Here is a 17,806-nt window from a genome sequence, read left to right as displayed (position 1 = left end):
CTACAGGTTGTAGTAGTTCCACATGTAGTCCCTCACGAGTTGCCGACCCTGAGCCATGGCATCCTGCTCGGTGTCGCCGACTATCTCGTCACGCTGCAGATGTGTCCGAACCCAGCGTTCCGCCAAATCTATCTCACGCCTGACCAGTTCATCCCGTACCTGCTGTGCGACGCTGTCCTCTTCCGTCCCGTCCTTGTTCTTCTTCTTGCGGCCGACGACCCCCTTTGCCAAATCCCGGGCTGCTGCCACTGCTCCCTGCATGGACATCGGGAACAGCCCGCGCCCGCCCAACCTGGTCCAGGGCTTCTTGCCTCGCCACTTTCCTGTCTTGGGGTTCCGATTTCCTTGATAACCGCGGAACGCTTCGTCCCAATTGACATCACCCGCGGCAATCAAGGTGGTGAGCATGGCGGCGAATCCGAGGTTGCCGGGGTTACGGACAGATTCGCGCACGAACATGAGCCAGTGCAGTTCGCGTATCAGCTTTCTCTGTTCCGTGGTCAGGTTTCCCGGCATGACGCCGTGCGCGGTGAAGCTGTGCATGGCGGCCGCGAGAGACGGACCATCGAGCCCTTCCGCAGCGAGCGCGTCGATTTTCCTGGCGATGTTCGGATAGCTCGACTTGATCGGCTTGCCGTTTCGCATCTTGCCGAGATCTATCTGCGTATACGCATTCAGTTCGCCGGCCGTGTTTTCTTCCTGCACCAACTCCTGGTTCTGGCCGACATGGTAGTCCTCCATGACTCCGGGCCCGGGCTGATGCGGCGGAATCGTTCGCTGCTGCCCACCCGGTGTCGACACCGGCAGACCGCTTCCGCGGTTCCGCAGGTAGTTGACTGCGCCCGGGAAATCAGCTGCCGCGTTCACGGACACGGGGTCGGTTGCCACCGCATTCTTCGTCTGAAGCATGCTCGTGGCCGCTGCCTGGACTCTCGGATCCTTCAGCATGTCGGCGGAGACCCCCTGGATGATCTGACGGAGATCAGCCCCCGTCAGCTTGAACCCACCAGCCGCTCGCGCCTCGGGATTCAGTCTGGCTGTAATGTCGAACAGCCGATCATCTTCCCGGGTCAGACTGGTCAATCGGTACCAGGTTTTCGCCGACCGGAGAAAGACATCCAATAGCTTCGCCGTTGTCCCACGGCGCAGGACACTGTTCAGCTTGGGCCGCAGCCGGGCCACGATCTTGCGGAGACGGTCCTCCTTGGAATCCGATGATTCCTCGTCCTTCTTCCGCTGATCCTTCTTGTTCTGCTTCGACTTGGCTGGGTCTGCGTCCTTGCGCCTGTTTTCCTTGTTCTTACCGTCGCGCTTCCCGTCCCGGTCCTGGCGGTGCTTGGGCTTCTTCGGGTCCTGATCCCGATCCCGGGCCTTCCTGTCATCCCCGTCCTTGGACTTGGCGGGAGAGTCCTTCCCCCCACTCTTCGGCTTGGCCGGGTCCTGGTCCTTCGGCTTGGCCGGTGCCGCGCCGTCGGTGTCCTTGGGCTTGCCTGTGGTGTCCTTGTCGTCCTTCGGCTTGGCGCCAGCGTCCTTGTCGTCCTTCGGCTTGTCCGACCCCCTGTCATCCGCGCTCTTCGCCGTCGTGTCCGGGTCACGTTTCGGCGTCGCCGGGGGTTCCGCCTTCGGCTTCGGCTTGACCGTCGGCGTCGGCTTGGTGTCCGGCTTCTCGTCCCTGTCCTTCGGCTTGCCGTCCTTGTCCTTGCTGGCTGCGGGCGTGGGCTTCTTGGCGTCACCCTGCGTCGGCTTCGTCTTCCCCGGGGCGCCGTCCTTGCCCTGGCCCGGCTTCGGCGCCGTAGCTGTCTGGGTCTTCGGGTCCGTGCCCGGCTTCTTCGCCGGATCGGCCTGGGGCTTCTTGTCCCCGCCCTTGTCGTCCGTCCCGTCAGCCCCCGCGCCCTTCCCCCCGCCCGGTTTCTCCCCCTTGCCCTTGCCGCCCAGCTTCGCGGCGATGTCCTTGAAGCGTCGGCCCACCTTCGCCACGTACTTGCCGATGCCGCTCAGCAAGGCCTCGTAAGCGAGTTCGAGCAGGGCCACGATGCCCGCGGCGACCGCCTTCGCGAAGAGGACGCCGGCGCCGCCGCGGCGGACGGCCTTCAGCCAGTCGAGGACGGCTCCCATGGCGCGCAGGATCTCGCCGAGGGCGCCGATGGCCGTGCGGATGGCGTCGATCACCGCCATCACCCAGCCCGCGCCGGGGATGAGCTTGGCGATGACCTTGGTGATGACGATCTCGCCGATGATCAGGGGGAGTTGGGGGACGATGGCGTCCCAGGTCTCCTTGACGATCTGTTCGAGGGTGATGCCGCCCTTGATCAGTTTGTCCAGGATGGCCTTCGGGACGCCGATGATCTCTTCGATCTTGGACTGGAACCAGTCCTTGACAGCCGCCTTGACCTCGCGGAACAGATGGTTCTTCGCGCCGTCCACGGCGGAGTCCTTGGCACCGCTCAGCCAGCCACCGGGGTCGGAGAGGAAGTCGACCGCGACGAGCATGAACTCGCCCAGTGCGCCGAGCATGCGTGAGGCGAACTGGAGGACCGCCTTGACCGCGTCCACGATCGCCTTGACGACATCAAGGAGCGCCTTCTTCAGGACGTCCAGGATGCTGCTCAGGAGCTTGCCGATGGCGTCCAGGAGGTCGCTGATCGCCTGCTTGAGCGCCTCGGCCAGCCGCTGGACGAGGGCGATGGCCGCCGCGATCAGGTCGGTGATGAACTTGCGGATGCGGGCCGCGAGTTCGATGACCGCCCGCACCATCGCCACCGCGAACTCGATCAGTTCCTTGATGAAGTTCTTGATCGCTTCGACGATGTTCTTGCGGGCCTCGTTGATCCAGCGCTCGACGGTGTCCTTGAAGTTCTTGATGAAGCCGACGACCGCGTCGCGCGCCGCCCGGATGACCCGGACGATCGCGTTCTTGATCTCGATGACCTTCTGCTTGATCCAGTCGAAGGCCTTGGTGATCCAGTTGCCCGAGTCCTCGACGGCGCCGTCACGCTGCTTCTCCGCGTCGCGCTCCGCCTTGTCGCTCTCCTCCTGGATCTTCTTGTCGCTGCCCTCCTTCTCCTTGTCGACGTTGTCGTCGGTCTGCTTTTCCTTGTCCTCGACGTCCTTGCGGACCTTGTCGTGCCGGTCGGTCTTCTTGTCGCCGAGGCTCTTGAGCTCCTTGTCCTGCTCCGTGCGCCAGCCCTCGCGCTGGGCGGTGACCTCGCCCATCGCCTTCTCGCGCTCGCCCGCCTGTGTCTCGGTGTTCCGCCCGATCTCGGCGTCGACCTGCTGTTTGTGCTTGGCCTGCGAGTCCCGGAAGTCCCGGTCCTTGGCCTGCCGGCCCTCGGACACGCCCTTCTGACCGTCGTTGAACGCGGCCTGGACCTGCGGTCCCTGCTCGTGCTCGGCCACTTCGGAGGCCGCCTCGGGCGGTACGGCACCGGTCGCGCCGCCGCCGTCGACCGCGACTCCCTCGCCGCCCTGCGCACCCGGCACCGATGCGCGCATCTCCTCCTTGGGGGCGTTGGGGTAGACCTGGTCCTCGCCCATCGCCCGGCCTGAGTCGTCGCGGGCCGTGGCCACGGTCTCCTGGCCCTTGGCGTCGACATGACCGTCCTGCTGACCGGCGCTGTCCTCCGCCGAGCCCTTCAGCTCCACGCCGGGCGCGTTGCCCGCCTGGGCCTGCTTGAGCGCCTCGTCCTTCGTGGGCAGCCCGGCGAACTTGGCGGCCAGTTCCTGCGGATCCACCTCGAAGCCGAGCCAGCTCGCCACCTTGCCGATGCCGAAGCCGAGCGCCATCTTGAAGGTGTCCCAGCCGCCGGGCTCCTCGGCCTTCTCCGCCTCGATCTGGCCCTCGGGCTCCTTGGCGCCCTCGACCTCGGCGTTCTCCTGCTCGGGAGCCTCGGCCTCCTGAGGCTTGTCCTGCGAGTACTCGGCCGGGGCGTCCGACTTCGGCTTGCCCTGCAACGTCTGCGGCGCACCCGCAGGGCGCTGCATCGAGGGAGGCGCGGAGGCCAGCGTCTTGTGTTCGTCGCCGACCGTGCGGTCCACCGCGCCGCCGACCCCGCCCATCGCCTGAAGTGCCTTGTGCGGCTTGAGCTTCGACGCCGTCGCGAGCCCGGCCTCCGGCGAGACCCCGGAGAGGTTGGGGACCGGCGCGGAGTCCTTCTTGCCCTTGCCGGCAGCCGGGGCGGCCCCACCGCCACCGCCGGCACCTCCTCCGCCGCCACCTCCGCCTCCACCGCGCGCCGCCTTCGGCGCCGGTGCGCTCTCCCGTTCCGCCTTCGGTTCCGGGGAGGCCTTCGCCGAGGCCGACGTCGGCTCCGACTTCGCGGCGGCGGGCGCGGATGCCGAAGCCGACCGTGCGGGCGCCGCTGATGTCTCCGTACGAGCAGGCGCCTCCTTACGGCTCTCCTGTGCCGGTGTCTCACCAGCCGACTCGGCCCCGGAAGTCACGGAAGTACCAGCCGACCCCGAAGTCCCGGCCGAGCCGGACGAGTTCGCCGTACCGGCACCGCCCGTTCCGTCGGACGCCCCGGGCGCCGTAACCTCACCCCCGCCGCCGGACGACGCGTCCTGTACGGACCCGCCGCCCTGCTCGCCCCGCGCGCCGCCCCCGCCGTCCTCCTTCGCCCCGGCGTCGCTCTGCGCCGACTGGCCGCCCTTCGCCTGCTGGGACTCCTTCTCCGGAGCGGTGGCACCCTTGTCGCCCGCCGCGTCCGTGCCCTTCTCCTCCTTGGCGGCCGACTCCTTGGCCTCGGTGCCGCCCTCGGACTTCCCCTCCTGCTTGCCCGGCGCCTCCTGCACCGTGGTCTGCGCGGCCACCGGCCCGGCCTTGGGGTCGTCACCGCTCTTGGGGTCCCGGGTCCCCGGTGCCGGACGCGCGGCCTGCTCCAGGGCCGGGCCGCCCGGACCGGCGAGGCTGTCCGGGCCGCCCTCGGTCTCCGGCGCCGACGACTCCGGCTCCTCGACGGACTCGGCCGGTTCCTCCTCGGGCTCCGCCGCCTCGTCCTCGGCGTCCTCCGCCTCCCGCTCGGCCTGCACCTGTTCGGCCCTCGTCGGAGGCGGGGCCGCGAACGACGGGGCCGTCTGTGCGGCCGCGGGCGCGGAAGGGTCCAGCTTGTCGGCGGTCGGTACGGCGGACACGTCGATGTCATGCTGCGGAACGAAGTCGTCCGGCTGGAGCTTGACGTCCCAGGCGCTCGGCTCCTCGCCCCCGACCTCGACCTCGGACTCGCTGCCGGAGCCGAACGGGTCCTCGTCGGTCTCCTGGTCCCGGCCGTCGAGATCCTGGTTGCGCTTGCCGTCGAGCGTGCTGAGCCTGCCGGGCAGCTGGGTGTCCTTGCCGGACGCCGTCGGCGAACCGGTCGGCTTCTGCTGGCCCCGCTTGTCCTGCTGCTTCAGCTGACGTCCGGCAACGGCAGCCTCGGCCGCGCCCGGGCGGTTCTTCGCCGCGGACTCCTCTTTGCTCGCGGCGGCAGCGTCCTCGCGCTCGGTCCGCTCCTGACCGCCCTTGTCGCTCTCCTTGCCGCCCTTGTCGTTCTCCTTGCCGTCGTTGCCGTCCTTGCCCTCCTGGCCGGCCGCGCCCCCGGACCTTCCCTCCGAGGCGGACGAGGACTGCTCCTCACGGGCCGCGGCCGCGCCCCCACCGGATGCCGGGGCCCCCGCCGTCCCGGATCCCTGCCCGGCCGACGCCTCCTGCTCCTGTGCCCCGCCGGGCGCACCCCCGCCCTGCGGAGTGCTCCCCTGCTCCTGCGTCCCACCGTTCTGCGGAGTACTGCCGGCCGCGCCTTCCTCGGCGGTCCGGTCCTTCTCCGGGCCGGGCGCGAGCCGGGGCCGCTCCTCCTGCGCCCGCCGCTCCTCAGCGGAGCGCACGGCGTTCTCGCGCTCGGTCCGCACCTCCTCGGCCGTGTCCGGCTCGATCTCCGGAGCGTCGTGCGCGTCCCGCTCCAGACCGTCCTCGGCGTGGTCGTCGTACGCCTCGATCTCGTCGACGAGGTCGAGCACCCGGTCGTGCTCCGAGCCGAGCAGCCGGCTCTCCAGGCGGACGAGGACGCCGTCGAGCAACTCCTCGGGCAGTCGGGCGAGTTGCTTGCGGGTGCGCTGGGACAGGTCCTCGGGGTCGCCGCGCAGGGATCGTACGAGGGAGTTCGCGAGGCGGTCGACGAGGGTCGCGGGGTCGATGGCCTCGGCGCGGTTGCGGTCGGCGTCGACGGTGGCGTAGCGCAGCCAGCCGGGGGTGGCCTGGTCCTCGGCCACGTCGGCCGAGGACTGCTCCGGGCCGGTCGCCGACGGACGTACGAGATCCCGGGCGGCCGACTCCGCCTCCCGCTCGATCGCCTGCTGCGGCAGGCTCACCGCCCCCAGCTCCCGGCCCGCACGCAGCGTGCCGAGGCCGTGCGGGTTCTGCACGGTGTGCAGGAGCTCGTGGGCGAGGAGGCGGTGGCCATCGTCGGTGCCCGGCTTGAAGGCGCCCTCGCGGAAGAAGATGTCCTGGCCGACGGCGACCGCGTCGGCGCCGAGGAGTTCGGTCAGCTGACCGGCGTCCCGGTCGGTGTGCAGGCGGACGCGGCCGAGGTCGTGGCCGAGTCGCTCCTCCAGCTCCCGTCGCACGCCCGGGTCCAGGGGCTGGCCGGCGCCGCTGACGATGTCCTTGGGCTCGGGTGTACGGGACTTGGCGGCACGCTCCTTGCGCTTGCGGCGGCGTTGTTCGGCCGCCTGCTCGGAACGGGCGTCCTGGGAGTGGGTGCTCATCGCGTCACCTCCCCGTGGCCGCTGAGTCCTTCGTGCACCGCCCGGGCCAGTTCCTGGCCGAGGCGGCGGGCGGACAGGCCGGCGGGCAGGGGTGGCAGGCCGGACAGGGCGTCGAGGGCCAGGGCACCGTCCGCGGCGAGCGGGACGCCGTGGGCACGGACCAGGCGGGTCAGTTCGCGTTCGAAGGCGGCCGACACCCGCTCCGGGTCCACCCGGAAGCCGTGGAGGGCGAGTTCGCCGATCTCCACCCGGATCTCCCGAGGCTCCCGGTCGTGACGGGACTCACGGGACTCGCGGCTCTCACGCGCGTCACGGAACCCCCCGTTCACACCCATCCCCGCACCTCCCCCGGGGTCAGGGAGCGCTCCAGCTTCTGGTACTCCGTGCGGGCCGCCGCCAGCATGTGCCGCATCTGGAGCCGGTCGCCCTCCTCGGCCGCGAGGAAGGCCCCGGACAGCGCGATGTTGCGGATCGAGCCGCCCGCGACGGTGAGTTGGGCGAGCAGGCCGGGGTCGATGCCCTTGGCCGGAGCCTGCGAGGGCAGCACGCGGCGCCAGATCTCGGCGCGCTCGTGCTCGGCCGGGAAGGGGAAGTCGACGACGAAGCGGATGCGGCGCAGGAAGGCGGTGTCGAGGGCCTTCTTCATGTTGGTGGTGAGGATGGCGAGTCCGCGGTAGGCCTCCATCCGCATCAGCAGGTAGCTGACCTCCAGGTTGGCGTACCGGTCGTGGCTGTCCTTGACCTCGCTGCGCTTGCCGAACAGCGCGTCGGCCTCGTCGAACAGCAGGAGCGCGCCGCCGCGTTCGGCGGCGTCGAAGACCCGGCGGAGGTTCTTCTCGGTCTCGCCGATGTACTTGCTGACGACCTGGGAGAGGTCGACGATGAACAGGTCGAGGCCGAGTTCCTTCGCCATGACCTCGGCGGCCAGCGTCTTGCCGGTGCCGGAGCCGCCCGCGAAGAGGGCCGTGACGCCGAGGCCGCGGCGCAGGGTGCCGGCGAATCCCCACTCCTGGTGGACGGTCGCCCGCTGCCGTACATGGGCGACGATCTCGCGCAGCACACCGGTCTGGCGGTCGTGCAGGACCAGGTCGCCCCAGCCCGCCTCTGGTTCGATACGGCGGCCCAGCTCGTCCATCCCGATCCTGGCTTCCTCCAGGCCCGCGCTCCAGGCGAGTTCGGCGGCGTCCAGGGAGTCCTCGTGCGGCAGGCGGCGGCGCACGGTCGCGGCGGCGGACCGGATGACGTGCGGGGGAAGCTGGAACTGGGCGACCAGGGAGCGCAGTTCACCCTCGTCGAGATCGGCGACCGGGTGGAACGCCTGGGCCCACAGCTCGACCTGCTCGTCGTCGTCGAGGCGCGGTACGGCAACCTGTGCACCGTGCGGCCGCTCCGAGCGCAGCGGGTCCTCGCTCGATACGACGACCGGTACGGCCGCCCCGGCCAGGAACGCCTCGGCCGCCGCCCGCTGGTCGCGGTCCAGGTCGCCCACGTCGACGAGCAGCGCGGCGGGCAGCAGGATGGCCTCGCGCTGCCAGAGGCGGGCCAGGCGGTCGCGTTCGGCGGGGTCGGCCGGGATGTCCTCGGCGCCCATCGCGTACAGCCCGAGCCCGGACCTGGCGGCCGCCGCGGCGGCGATGTCGGCACGGCTGCGCAGGTCGCCGCCGGTCACCTCGACGAGCAGCGGTGCGTCGGGGCTCGCCCCCGTCGTCCAGCCCTCGGCGACCCTGCTCGCGGCCAGGTCGTACGACGGCGGCAGTTGCTCCGGCACCGGTGTGCGGCGCAGGCGGCCGTGCAGGCGGGCGTCCAGGTAGGGCGAGCCCAGCAGGAAGTGCAGGATGCGCTCGTCGAGCCGTAGCCGGGAGGTCGTCAGCCGGGAATCGTCGTCGAGCTCGACGATCCGCCAGCGCCGCAGCGGCGCGACGGGCGTGAGCGCGCTCCAGTGCGGTTCGGCGAGGGCGGCCAGGGCGAGCGAGAACGTCGGGTACGCCCGCTGGGGGTCACCGCAGGCCGCGGCGCAGCGGGCGGCGGTCGTGGGGTCCAGTTCGTCGGCGGCGGCGAGGAGGATGAGGTCGCGTTCGAAGGTGGTGAGGCCGAAGCAGGTGACGAGGGCGTCGAGGGGGGCGGTGCCCGGGGCGGCCAGGGGTGCCGGGCTCGCGGAGCCGGCGGTGGTCGGCGCGGCGGACTCGGCGTCGGACTCCGGACCGGCGGCCGGCCGGCCGGGTCCGGTGGCGTGGGCGTCGATGCGGGCCAGGACACGCCGGACCTCCGCGGTCAGCGTCGCGCCGGCCTCGTGTCCGGCGGCCGTACCCGAAGTACCCGCCGCTCCCCGCCCGTTCGTACCCATGCCCTCATCCACCCCCGTCGTTCTCCCCATCCCCTCTCAGCCCTCCGTGCCCTTCCGGGGTTCCGGCTGCGCCGACTTGCTCACCCGGGTGGCCTTGCGGGCGCGTGCCGGAGCCTTGGTGACGGCCTTGGTGACGGTCTTGGCCGGTGCCTTCGCGGTCTTCTTCGCGGCACCGCTCCCCGGCCCGGGATCGTCGACGACCGCCGCGTTCACAACACCCGCTGGCGAACGGTCGGTTGACGTCCCCTCAGCCTTCGGCTCAGCCCCCGGAGGGGCCGGCGCCCCCGGCGCCCCGAAGGGCAGCACCCGTACGTCGGGCCGCTCCACCGGCTTCGCCGGTACCGGCTTCTCGCGTCCGTCGATGAGGATCAGGGTCGCCTGGTAGACCACCGACAGCGAGTACGGCGTCTGGTAGAGCATCCCCCACAGCTTCGACGTCTCGTCGATGTCCATCACCGTGGGGACGAACCGCACCCGCTGGGCCGCCTCCGCGAGGTCGCTGCCCGCCAGGTGCGGGAGTTGGCCCGTCTCCTCGATGACGTCCTTCGGCAGGATCGGGATCTCGTGCAGGGTGCGCACCACGGAGCCGATGAGCCGCTGCCCGACCAGGGTCGTCTCGTCGCCGTACGCGCTGATGAGGTAGTGCAGGTCCAGCGCGGCGGCCGGACGCTTCACCAGCGTGCCGTCGGAGGCACGGGTCGGCAGGTCGTTGTTGCGCATCGAGGTGTTGGGCGTGACCTGGTAGAGGAACACGTTGAGGGTGGGGTGGTCCGGCGGCTCTGTGGGCGGCCTGTGCGGCTCCACCTTCACGGCCTCGTCGAACTCCGGGCCGATGTTGGACGCGAGCAGCAGGGCGAGGGCCTGGGTGACATGGGCGATGGCGAGTGCGTTGCTCATGGCGTCGGTTCCTCGGTTCCTCGATCTGTCATGTCACTCCCACCCCCGCGCCAGATAGTCGGCCAGGCTCAGGGTCGGGCCCGGTCGCTCCGTGGACGACGTGCGCTGCCGGGTGCCGCCGGACGGTGACGGTCCGGCCGTCACCTCCAGCCGCCCGATCTGTACCTGCACCACCTGCTCCGGCGTCCGCGAGGGGCGCCGCGCGGCGGCCTGCCGTACGGCGTCCCTGGCTGCCGCTGTGTCCGCGGCGCTGGGGCGCAGCGCCGCGGACACAGCGGCGGGGGAAGCGGCGTCCGTACCCGGGGGGTTGGGTACGGCCGCCGCGGTCGGAGGTGCGCCCCGCTCCGGGCGCCCACGGCCCGTCGCCCGTTGCGCGGCGTCGGGCATCGGCCGCGGCTCCGCGGCGAGCGGCGCGACGGGGCGCAGCAGACGTGCCTCGGGCAGGGCCCTGAGGGCGGGCCGCGGTGCCGGGTCGGCCGGGGTGCGTTCGGTACGTACGACCGTCCGCTCCCGTTCCGTGTGCGGCCGGGCCGGCGGTGTCGCCGGGCCCGGCGCGTCCCCCCGCGGTACGGCCGAGGGGGTGGTGGAGGGCCACAGCAGGTCGGTGCCGTCGTCCGGGTCCGGTGCCGTGCTCCGTACGGCCTCGACCCGCTCGAACGGGCCGGGCAGCCGAGGACGTACCCGCACCACACCCGGGCGCGGGCCGGCGGCGGCCGGGGTGTGCCGGGCGATCAGCCGGTCGAGGAAGTCGGGCACCGGCGCCCCGTCGGCGTCAGACATCCGCACACAGCTCCAGGTAGTAGCGGCGCCGCAGCGGGCTGAGCGCCAGGATCTCCGGCTCGCTCCAGCCGTACGACGTGGCGAGCAGATGGACGTCGAGCAGCAGGTCCCTTGCCCAGGCGTCGAGTTCGGTCCACAGGTAGGAGGCGATGTCCAGCTCGGCCCTGGTGGCATCGCCGCACTCGGGGCAGGCGATGGTGAGCGTGACGTCGGCGCCCGGGTCGGCGGCCTCGACGGCCTCGGCGATCCGGCGCTGGACCGGGACCGGCAGATCACCGGCGCCCACCGGCGTCCCGTCGCGTACCGCCGAGACCAGGCACCGCGCGAGCAGGGCGGTGCGCGGGTCGGCAGCCCGGGCCGCCGCCGTCAGGTCGGCGACGCCGGGCAGCCGGAACTCCACGTCCCACCCGTCCTGCCGGACGCGCACCACGGAGTCGCCCGGGGTGCCCTGCCCGGCCAGTGACCGCGCGAACTCCCCGGCGTCCAGGTCGAACTCCATGTCCTCCCCGCACGCCGAGCACGCCAGCCGCACCTGCATCCGCTCCCCGAACAGGGCGCGGCGCAGCGCGAACAGGTCGGCCTCGCGCTCCCCCACCGGCAGGACCGGCAGGGTCGCGGTGTCGACGTCCGGGCGCGCCGTGCGGTGCAGCAGCAAGGCGCGCCCCGTCGGTGCCTCGGCGAGGCCCGCCTCCCAGGTGGCCAGCAGCTCGGCCGCCCCGGTGATCGCCATCTCGTCCCCCCTCGACTACCCGCTGCTCAGGCCGGGTTGAGGAAGGACGGCTCCTCCGGCTCGGGCACCTCGTAGTCCCGCTCCCAGCCCTCGCATTCCAGCTTCAGCGACTGGATGGCCACCGCGTTGGCGTTGGCGTCGAGCTCGCCGAGGACCTGGTACTCGCTGGGCCAGGTCCGGTAGAGCTTGTGCGAGACGGCGACCTGGCCGGCCTCGTTGAGGACCTGGATCACTATGTCCTTGCGGAAGTCGGCGAGGGACACCTCGGAGCCGAGGCCCGCGCCGACCTGCCAGACCTTGTTGGCCCAGCGGTCGAACTCGGGGTCGTGGGTGACTCCGCGCTCCAGGGTGATGCCCTCGAACTCGGAGCGGCCCGGCGACTTGCGCGGCGACGAGGGGTCGCCGCCGTGGCGGTGCTTGACGACTTCCGTCGTCCGCTTCAGCGGACTGATCTTGCTGATGCCGGCGACCGTGCGACCGTCCCACAGGACCAGGAACTTGAAGTTCTTGTAGGGGTCGAAGCGATGCGCGTTGACCGTGAACTCAGCCATCGGATTCCTTCAGTTCTCCACGATTCCCGGCGCCTAGAGCGCGAACTGCCCGGACGTCTGCTGGATTTTGACGATCACGAACTCGGCCGGCCGGACCGGTGCGATGCCGACGAGGACGTTGACGATGCCGTTCTCGATGTCCTCGGTGGTCGTCGTGTCGCTGTCGCACTTGACGAAGTACGCCTCACGCGGGGTGCCGCCCTTGAAGGCGCCCTGGCGGAAGAGCGTGTGCAGGTACGAGGAGGCGGCGAGCCGGATCTGCTGCCACAGGTTCTCGTCGTTGGGCTCGAACACCACCCACTGCAGGCCGCGCTGGAGGCTCTCCTCCACGTGCAGCGCGAGGCGCCGCACCGGCACGTACTTCCACTCGCTGTCGAGCGCGTCGGAGCCCTCCAGCGTGCGAGCGCCCCAGACGACCGGGCCGGTCACCGGGAAGGTGCGCAGGCAGTTGACGCCGAGCGGGTTCAGCAGTCCCGTCTCACGGTCCGTCAGGTTGACGGTCAGCGAGTGCACGCCCGCGAGCCGCGCCTCGGTGCCGGCCGGGGCCTTCCACACGCCGCGCTCGGAGTCGGTGCGGGCGATGACTCCGGCGACCGCGCCGGACGGCGGGAAGGAGCGCAGCCGGCCCGTGAGCGGGTCGGTGAGCTGGAGGTGCGGGAAGTACAGGCCGGCGTGGTTGCCGCGCACGGCGTCGAAGGCGGCGAGCCCGGCGCGTGCGGAGTCGACGCCGACCCAGGTGCTGGGCGCGTCGACCAGCAGGAAGATCCGCCGCTCCTGGCACAGCCGCTGGGCGGCCGAGATGACGGTGAGGGCGTCCTCGGTCTTCTCGTACGCCGCGAGCTCGGGCAGCGCCAGCAGGTTGACGTCGGCGACGCCGCGCAGCGCCTGGATGCCGGTCTTGTCGCCCTCGCTGCCGATGAGGTCGCGCGGGCCGGGCGCCGCGCCGTCCTCGCCGCCCTCCAGCGGGAAGACCGGCGGGTTGACGGAAGCCTCCAGGCCGAGGTCGTTGGCGCACTCGCCGAGGAAGCGGACGACGTCCTCGGGGTCGGTGGAGCCGGCGACGACCTGGATACGGCGGCCGAAGGCGGTGACCTCGGCGCCCGCGAAGGCGTGCTTGCCGGGCGCGTCGGGCAGGGCGCGCAGCTTGCGCTCCAGGAGCAGCGCCAACTCGGCGACGCCGCACGGGGCTTCGCCGTCGCAGTCGGGGTCGTAGAGCGTGAACTCGCGCTCCACCTCGCCGATCTTGACGGTCAGGTCGACGGCCAGGTTCGGGAGTTCGTCGCCGAAGGGCTTGGAGACGGTGCCGGACGGGTCGGGTCGGCCCTCGCCGACGACCTCGACGCGGATGAGGCGCGAACCCGAATTGATCACGGTCTGCGCGTAGCGGCCGTTCGCGGGGTCCATGGACAGGCCCGTGAAGCTCTCGCGGGCGTCGCCCTTGGCGTCGTAGACACGCAGGTTGAAGGTCTCGTCGGGGCACGGTGTGTCGTGGTCGACGGCGACGCGCAGGCCGTTGCCCCAGAGGCCGGGTTCCTTGGCGTGCACTTCGAGGACCGGGCCCTCGCTGTGGCCCTCGGTGGACTTGAGGGTGACGCAGGCGGCCTTGCCGCTGCCGGCCTTGGCGACGCGGACGATCACCGCGACGGTGCCGCCGTTGCCGAAGAACTGGTGGACCGCGTAGCCGACGGCGCTCTGGGCGCTCAGGCCCCCGAAGCGGCGCTCGAACTCCGTGAAGCTGGTGACGCGAACCGGCTCGTTGAGCGGACCACGCCGGGTGTGGCCCACGAAGGCGGTCACGGACGTGGTCAAGGTCGAGATCGTGCGGGTGCTGCTGGGGAGCTCTTCGACGTAGACGCCGGGATACGTCGGCTTTGCGGCGCTGACCGCGCTCATCGGCATTCCCCCTCCTTATCCCTGTCTCGGGTACCGGACAAAGGCACCAAGAGATGGCAGAGGGAGGCATTCCCGACCCGGGGCACGAAAACGCCACTCACATGGGCGACGTAGTCACGTGCACCGCACCAGTTCCCCCGTCATCACCCCGTGGACGGTCGGCCGCACGGGTCAAGCAACGCGCTTGTGACTCCTGATGCTCAAGTGCTCAACACACCTTGCTGGGTTCGAAGTTGACCGAACAAGACGCCTTCCGGCCAGCCGGCGAGGGGGTTTGGTGAAGGCCCGCTCCCCGTATCAGCACATCACGCCTGCGCGCCCCGGCCAGGTGGTTCACAGATCCCGCACAGGGGTGCCGCCCCGGAGCGCCGGAGCGCCCCCGGCGAGCCACCAAGACACCCCCCTCACACCGTTCGACTGGTCGCACGGACGTACGGCCTCCCCGAGTCGCACACAACGCGCCATGGCTGGTTTTCCCCGGGGTGACCAGATACCGCCGAGAGTCCGCCCCAACCGCCATCCACCCCTCTAGGGCAGGTGAAATCTCGCCGTCATGTCTTGACATACGGCTGAAATGATTCGTAGCTTGGCCGATCATTTAGATGCGTGAAGTCAGTTCATGCATATGAACTCCAGATCCAACGGAGTGTATCCATGCGGGATCACCGACAACGCCGCCGCCCGGCCGCCCTGCTCGTCGCCGCGGCGCTCGCGTTCGGAGCGGCCGCGTGCGGCTCCGGGTCCAGCAGCGCGGGCAGCGACGACCCGAACACTCTGGAGGTGTGGACCCGGAGCAATCCGGACTCCGCCGCCACCTACGACCGGGTCTTCGCCGCCTTCACCAAGAAGACCGGCATCAAGATCGACTACCAGCCGGTCATCAACTTCGACCAGCAGCTCCAGAGCCGGGCGTCCACCAAGGATCTGCCGGACGTCATGATCAACGACACGGCGCTGATGGGCAGCTACCAGAGCCAGGGCCTGCTCAAGCCGATCGACCCCGCCTCGATCGAGGGCGGCGACCAGATCACCGGGAAGTCCTGGTCCTCCACGGTGGGCGTCGACGGGAAGCATTACGGCATCCCGTACTCGCGCCAGGCCCAGACCCTGATGATCCGCACGGACTGGCTGAAGAAGCTCGGGCTGAAGGCGCCCCGGACCTGGCAGGAGATGCTCTCCGTCGCCAAGGCGTTCGCCACCCGGGACCCGGACGGCGACGGCAAGGCCGACACCTACGGCATCGTCGCGCCGGGCAGCGCCCAGAACGGCTACGCCGCCTGGTGGGGCGCGAGTTTCCTGTGGCAGGGCGGCGCCGAGATCATCAAACCGGACGGCAAGGGCACGTACACCCCGGCCATGGACTCGGCGGCCGCCGTGAACGCCGTGACCTGGATGAAGGACAACCTCTTCTGCGGTGACAACGGTGTCGTCCAGCCCGGCGCGCTCACCGCCGTGACGTCGACGGCCACGAACTTCCAGGACGGCAACGCCGGGATGTACATGACCGGCCCGTACAACATCACCACCTTCGACGGCACGCTCGGCAAGGACAAGTACGAGGTCGTCCCCGCCCCCGCGGGCCCGGCCGGCGGCGATGTGCTGGCCGACGGCGAGAACGTCTACCTCGGCGCCAAGACCGGCAAGGACAGGCAGGAGCTGGCGCTGGCCGCGTTCCTGGTCTCGCCCGAGGGCCAGAAGATCGCCATGACCAGCGCCGACGGCCACCAGCCCGTCGTCCGCATCCCCGTGAACTCCACGCTGGACGCGGCCAAGGTCCGCGGCGACGCCCGCTGGAGTGTCGTACAGAAGGCCTACGAGCAGGCCTCCCAGCAGTTTCCGAACGCGCCGGACTTCGCCCCGATCAAGCAGGACACCGCCGACGCGCTGAACTCGATCTTCACGTACTGCGGCGGTGACGTCCGCTCACAGCTCAAGGAGCTCAACGAGACCCTCGCCGGTGACCTCAAGGACCAGGACCTGCTGAAATGACCGCTACCGTCCCCGCCCCCGCGGCGCGCAGAGGCCTCGACAAGAGGGGCTCGCACAAGAAGGCGTTCAACAAGAAGGCCGTAGTCCCCTGGCTCTTCCTGGCTCCGGGGCTGCTGCTCGCCCTCGTCTTCAAGTTCTGGCCGATGGCCAAGGGCATCTGGCTCAGCTTCTTCGACGTACGGCCCTTCCTCGGCGACCGGTGGATCGGCCTCGACAACTACACGAGGGTCCTGTCCGACAACCGCTTCCAGGACGCCATCGGGCACACCCTGATCCTGGGCATCGGCCAGTCGGTCGGCGCGATCCTGCTCGGGTTCGTCCTCGCCCTGCTGCTGGAGGGCCAGGCCCGCTCGCTGAAGATCCTGCGCACCGCCGTCTTCCTGCCCGCCGTCACGGCCACCGCGGTCGTCGGCGAGCTGTGGCGGCTGATGTACTACCCGACCTCCGACGGCCTCCTCAACAGCGGCCTGCACCTCCTCGGGCTCGGACCGGTCCAGTTCCTCGACAACCCGAACATCGCGCTGTACTCGACGATGGCGATGGGCATCTGGATCTGGGCGCCGTACAACATGGTGATCCTCCTCGCCGGTCTCGCGGGCGTGGACCGCTCGCTGTACGAGGCGGCGGCGATGGACGGCGTCTCGCTGTGGCAGCGGCTGCGTCACATCACGCTCCCCGCGATCCGTCCGGCGCTCATGATCGTGCTCACGCTCGCCACGATCCGCGGCCTGCGCGTGTTCACGGAGGTCTACGTCCTCACCGGGGGCGGCCCGGCCGGGTCCACCGACGTCTGGATGACCCGCGCCTACACCCTGGGCTTCACCCGCAACGACATCGGCGGCGCCTCCGCGGCCTCGGTCGTCCTGCTCGGCGTGACGCTGCTGCTCACCGTCACGATCAACTACCTCCGCAAGAGGGGAGAAGCGCGATGAGCGCCCCCGTCATCGACCCGGTCCGGCCGGCGGCCCCCGGCACCCCGGCCGGACGGAGCGCCAAGGCACAGCGGGCCACCCCGGCCCGCTTCGACACCGCTCTCGGCTGGAACGACAAGCCCTCCCTCGCCTGGGCCCTGCGCATCCTGCTCTGTCTGATCGCCCTCGGCATCTTCGCGGCGCCGTTCCTGACGATCTTCTCGGGCGCCTTCACCACCAACCCCAGCGGCTCCTCGCTGTCGTTCCTGCCGCACGACAGCACGCTGCTGAACTTCAGGGTGGCGGGCGAGCGCGGCATCTGGGACTACCTCGGCAACTCGCTCGTCATAGCGGGCGGCGGGCTGCTGCTCCAGCTCGTGGTGTGCACGCTCGCCGCGTACGCGTTGGCCCGGCACCGGTTCCGCGGGCAGGCGCTGATCATGATGCTGTTCATGATGACGCTGATGCTCCCCGAGGAGGTCATCGCGATCCCGCTGTCGCTGGTCCTCGGTGACGTGCCCGTGGTCCACCTGGACCTCAAGGGAACCGTCTGGGGCGTCATCCTGCCGCTGGGCGCCTGGGGCTTCTCGGTGATGATGCTGACCGAGTTCATGCGGGACATCCCCGCCGAGATCGAGGAGGCCGCCCGCCTGGACGGCGTGGGCGAGCTCAGGATGCTCTGGCAGGTCGTCCTGCCGCTGTGCAAGCCCGCGCTCGGAGTGGCCGGCGTGCTCGGCTTCATCATGATCTGGGACCAGTATCTGCTGCCCCTGATCGCCGCCAAGGACCCCACCGACTACACGGTCACCGTCGCCCTGTCCATCCTGCGCACCGACCCCGAGGTCGGCTCCGGGGTGGTGCTGGCCGGTGCGGTCATCGCCCTGATCCCCAGCCTGATCGTCTATCTGCTCCTCCAGCGCTCGCTGGTCACCGGCATCGCCGCCGGTGCCACCAAGGGCTGACCTCTACCCCC

The 17,806-nt window shown here is 70.6% G+C and carries 11 protein-coding genes; 3 read left to right on the top strand and 8 right to left on the bottom strand.

Annotated elements, in window-relative coordinates; all coding sequences use genetic code 11:
- From ADK36_RS51140 to ADK36_RS19100, 8 genes are read right to left on the bottom strand one after another with little or no spacing between them, the layout of a single operon-like run.
- The gene (locus ADK36_RS51140) at positions 1–6,738 is read right to left on the bottom strand and encodes an eCIS core domain-containing protein (RefSeq protein WP_276525837.1); all 6,738 of its coding nucleotides are present in this window, start codon (positions 6,736–6,738) and stop codon (positions 1–3) included.
- Positions 6,735–7,073 carry a hypothetical protein gene (locus ADK36_RS19130; protein WP_234329802.1) on the bottom strand — a complete coding sequence of 113 codons (339 nt, stop codon included), beginning with the start codon at positions 7,071–7,073 and terminating at the stop codon, positions 6,735–6,737. Before ADK36_RS19130 ends, ADK36_RS51140 begins: the two co-directional genes overlap by 4 nt.
- Positions 7,064–9,082 (bottom strand): ATP-binding protein, encoded by a 2,019-nt coding sequence (locus ADK36_RS19125; protein ID WP_053198388.1) that lies wholly within the window; start codon positions 9,080–9,082, stop codon positions 7,064–7,066. Before ADK36_RS19125 ends, ADK36_RS19130 begins: the two co-directional genes overlap by 10 nt.
- A gap of 36 nt (positions 9,083–9,118) precedes the next feature.
- The gene (locus ADK36_RS19120) at positions 9,119–9,979 is read right to left on the bottom strand and encodes a DUF4255 domain-containing protein (protein WP_053198386.1); all 861 of its coding nucleotides are present in this window, start codon (positions 9,977–9,979) and stop codon (positions 9,119–9,121) included.
- A gap of 33 nt (positions 9,980–10,012) precedes the next feature.
- Positions 10,013–10,759: a hypothetical protein gene (locus tag ADK36_RS19115; protein ID WP_053198384.1), complete on the bottom strand. Its 747-nt coding sequence runs from the start codon at positions 10,757–10,759 to the stop codon at positions 10,013–10,015.
- Complete coding sequence (locus ADK36_RS19110; RefSeq protein WP_053198382.1) at positions 10,752–11,489, bottom strand: hypothetical protein; 738 nt, start codon at positions 11,487–11,489, stop codon at positions 10,752–10,754. Before ADK36_RS19110 ends, ADK36_RS19115 begins: the two co-directional genes overlap by 8 nt.
- Positions 11,490–11,515: 26 nt before the next feature.
- Complete coding sequence (locus tag ADK36_RS19105) at positions 11,516–12,040, bottom strand: phage tail protein (RefSeq protein ID WP_004003113.1); 525 nt, start codon at positions 12,038–12,040, stop codon at positions 11,516–11,518.
- Between the two features lie 33 nt (positions 12,041–12,073).
- Positions 12,074–13,939, bottom strand: a complete 1,866-nt coding sequence (locus ADK36_RS19100) for a phage tail sheath subtilisin-like domain-containing protein (RefSeq protein ID WP_048580760.1) — start codon at positions 13,937–13,939, stop codon at positions 12,074–12,076.
- A 648-nt stretch (positions 13,940–14,587) separates the two neighbouring features.
- On the opposite strand from ADK36_RS19100, the gene ADK36_RS19095 reads away from it, so the two are divergent.
- Genes ADK36_RS19095 through ADK36_RS19085 form a run of 3 tightly spaced genes read left to right on the top strand, consistent with a single transcriptional unit; the run spans position 14,588 to position 17,795 of the window.
- Complete coding sequence (locus ADK36_RS19095; protein ID WP_053198380.1) at positions 14,588–15,922, top strand: ABC transporter substrate-binding protein; 1,335 nt, start codon at positions 14,588–14,590, stop codon at positions 15,920–15,922.
- A complete protein-coding gene (locus tag ADK36_RS19090; protein ID WP_048580758.1) occupies positions 15,919–16,854 on the top strand; it encodes a carbohydrate ABC transporter permease in 936 nt (311 codons plus the stop codon). The genes ADK36_RS19095 and ADK36_RS19090 overlap by 4 nt, the downstream gene beginning before the upstream one ends.
- On the top strand, positions 16,851–17,795 hold the full coding sequence (locus tag ADK36_RS19085) for a carbohydrate ABC transporter permease (protein WP_048580757.1): 945 nt from the start codon (positions 16,851–16,853) through the stop codon (positions 17,793–17,795). The genes ADK36_RS19090 and ADK36_RS19085 overlap by 4 nt, the downstream gene beginning before the upstream one ends.
- Positions 17,796–17,806 lie beyond the last annotated feature (11 nt).

The sequence above is a fragment of the Streptomyces viridochromogenes genome, assembly GCF_001270495.1.
Lineage (GTDB): Bacteria > Actinomycetota > Actinomycetes > Streptomycetales > Streptomycetaceae > Streptomyces > Streptomyces viridochromogenes_A.
Note: the sequence above shows the minus strand (reverse complement) of the source record. Positions and strands in the feature narration are given on the sequence as shown.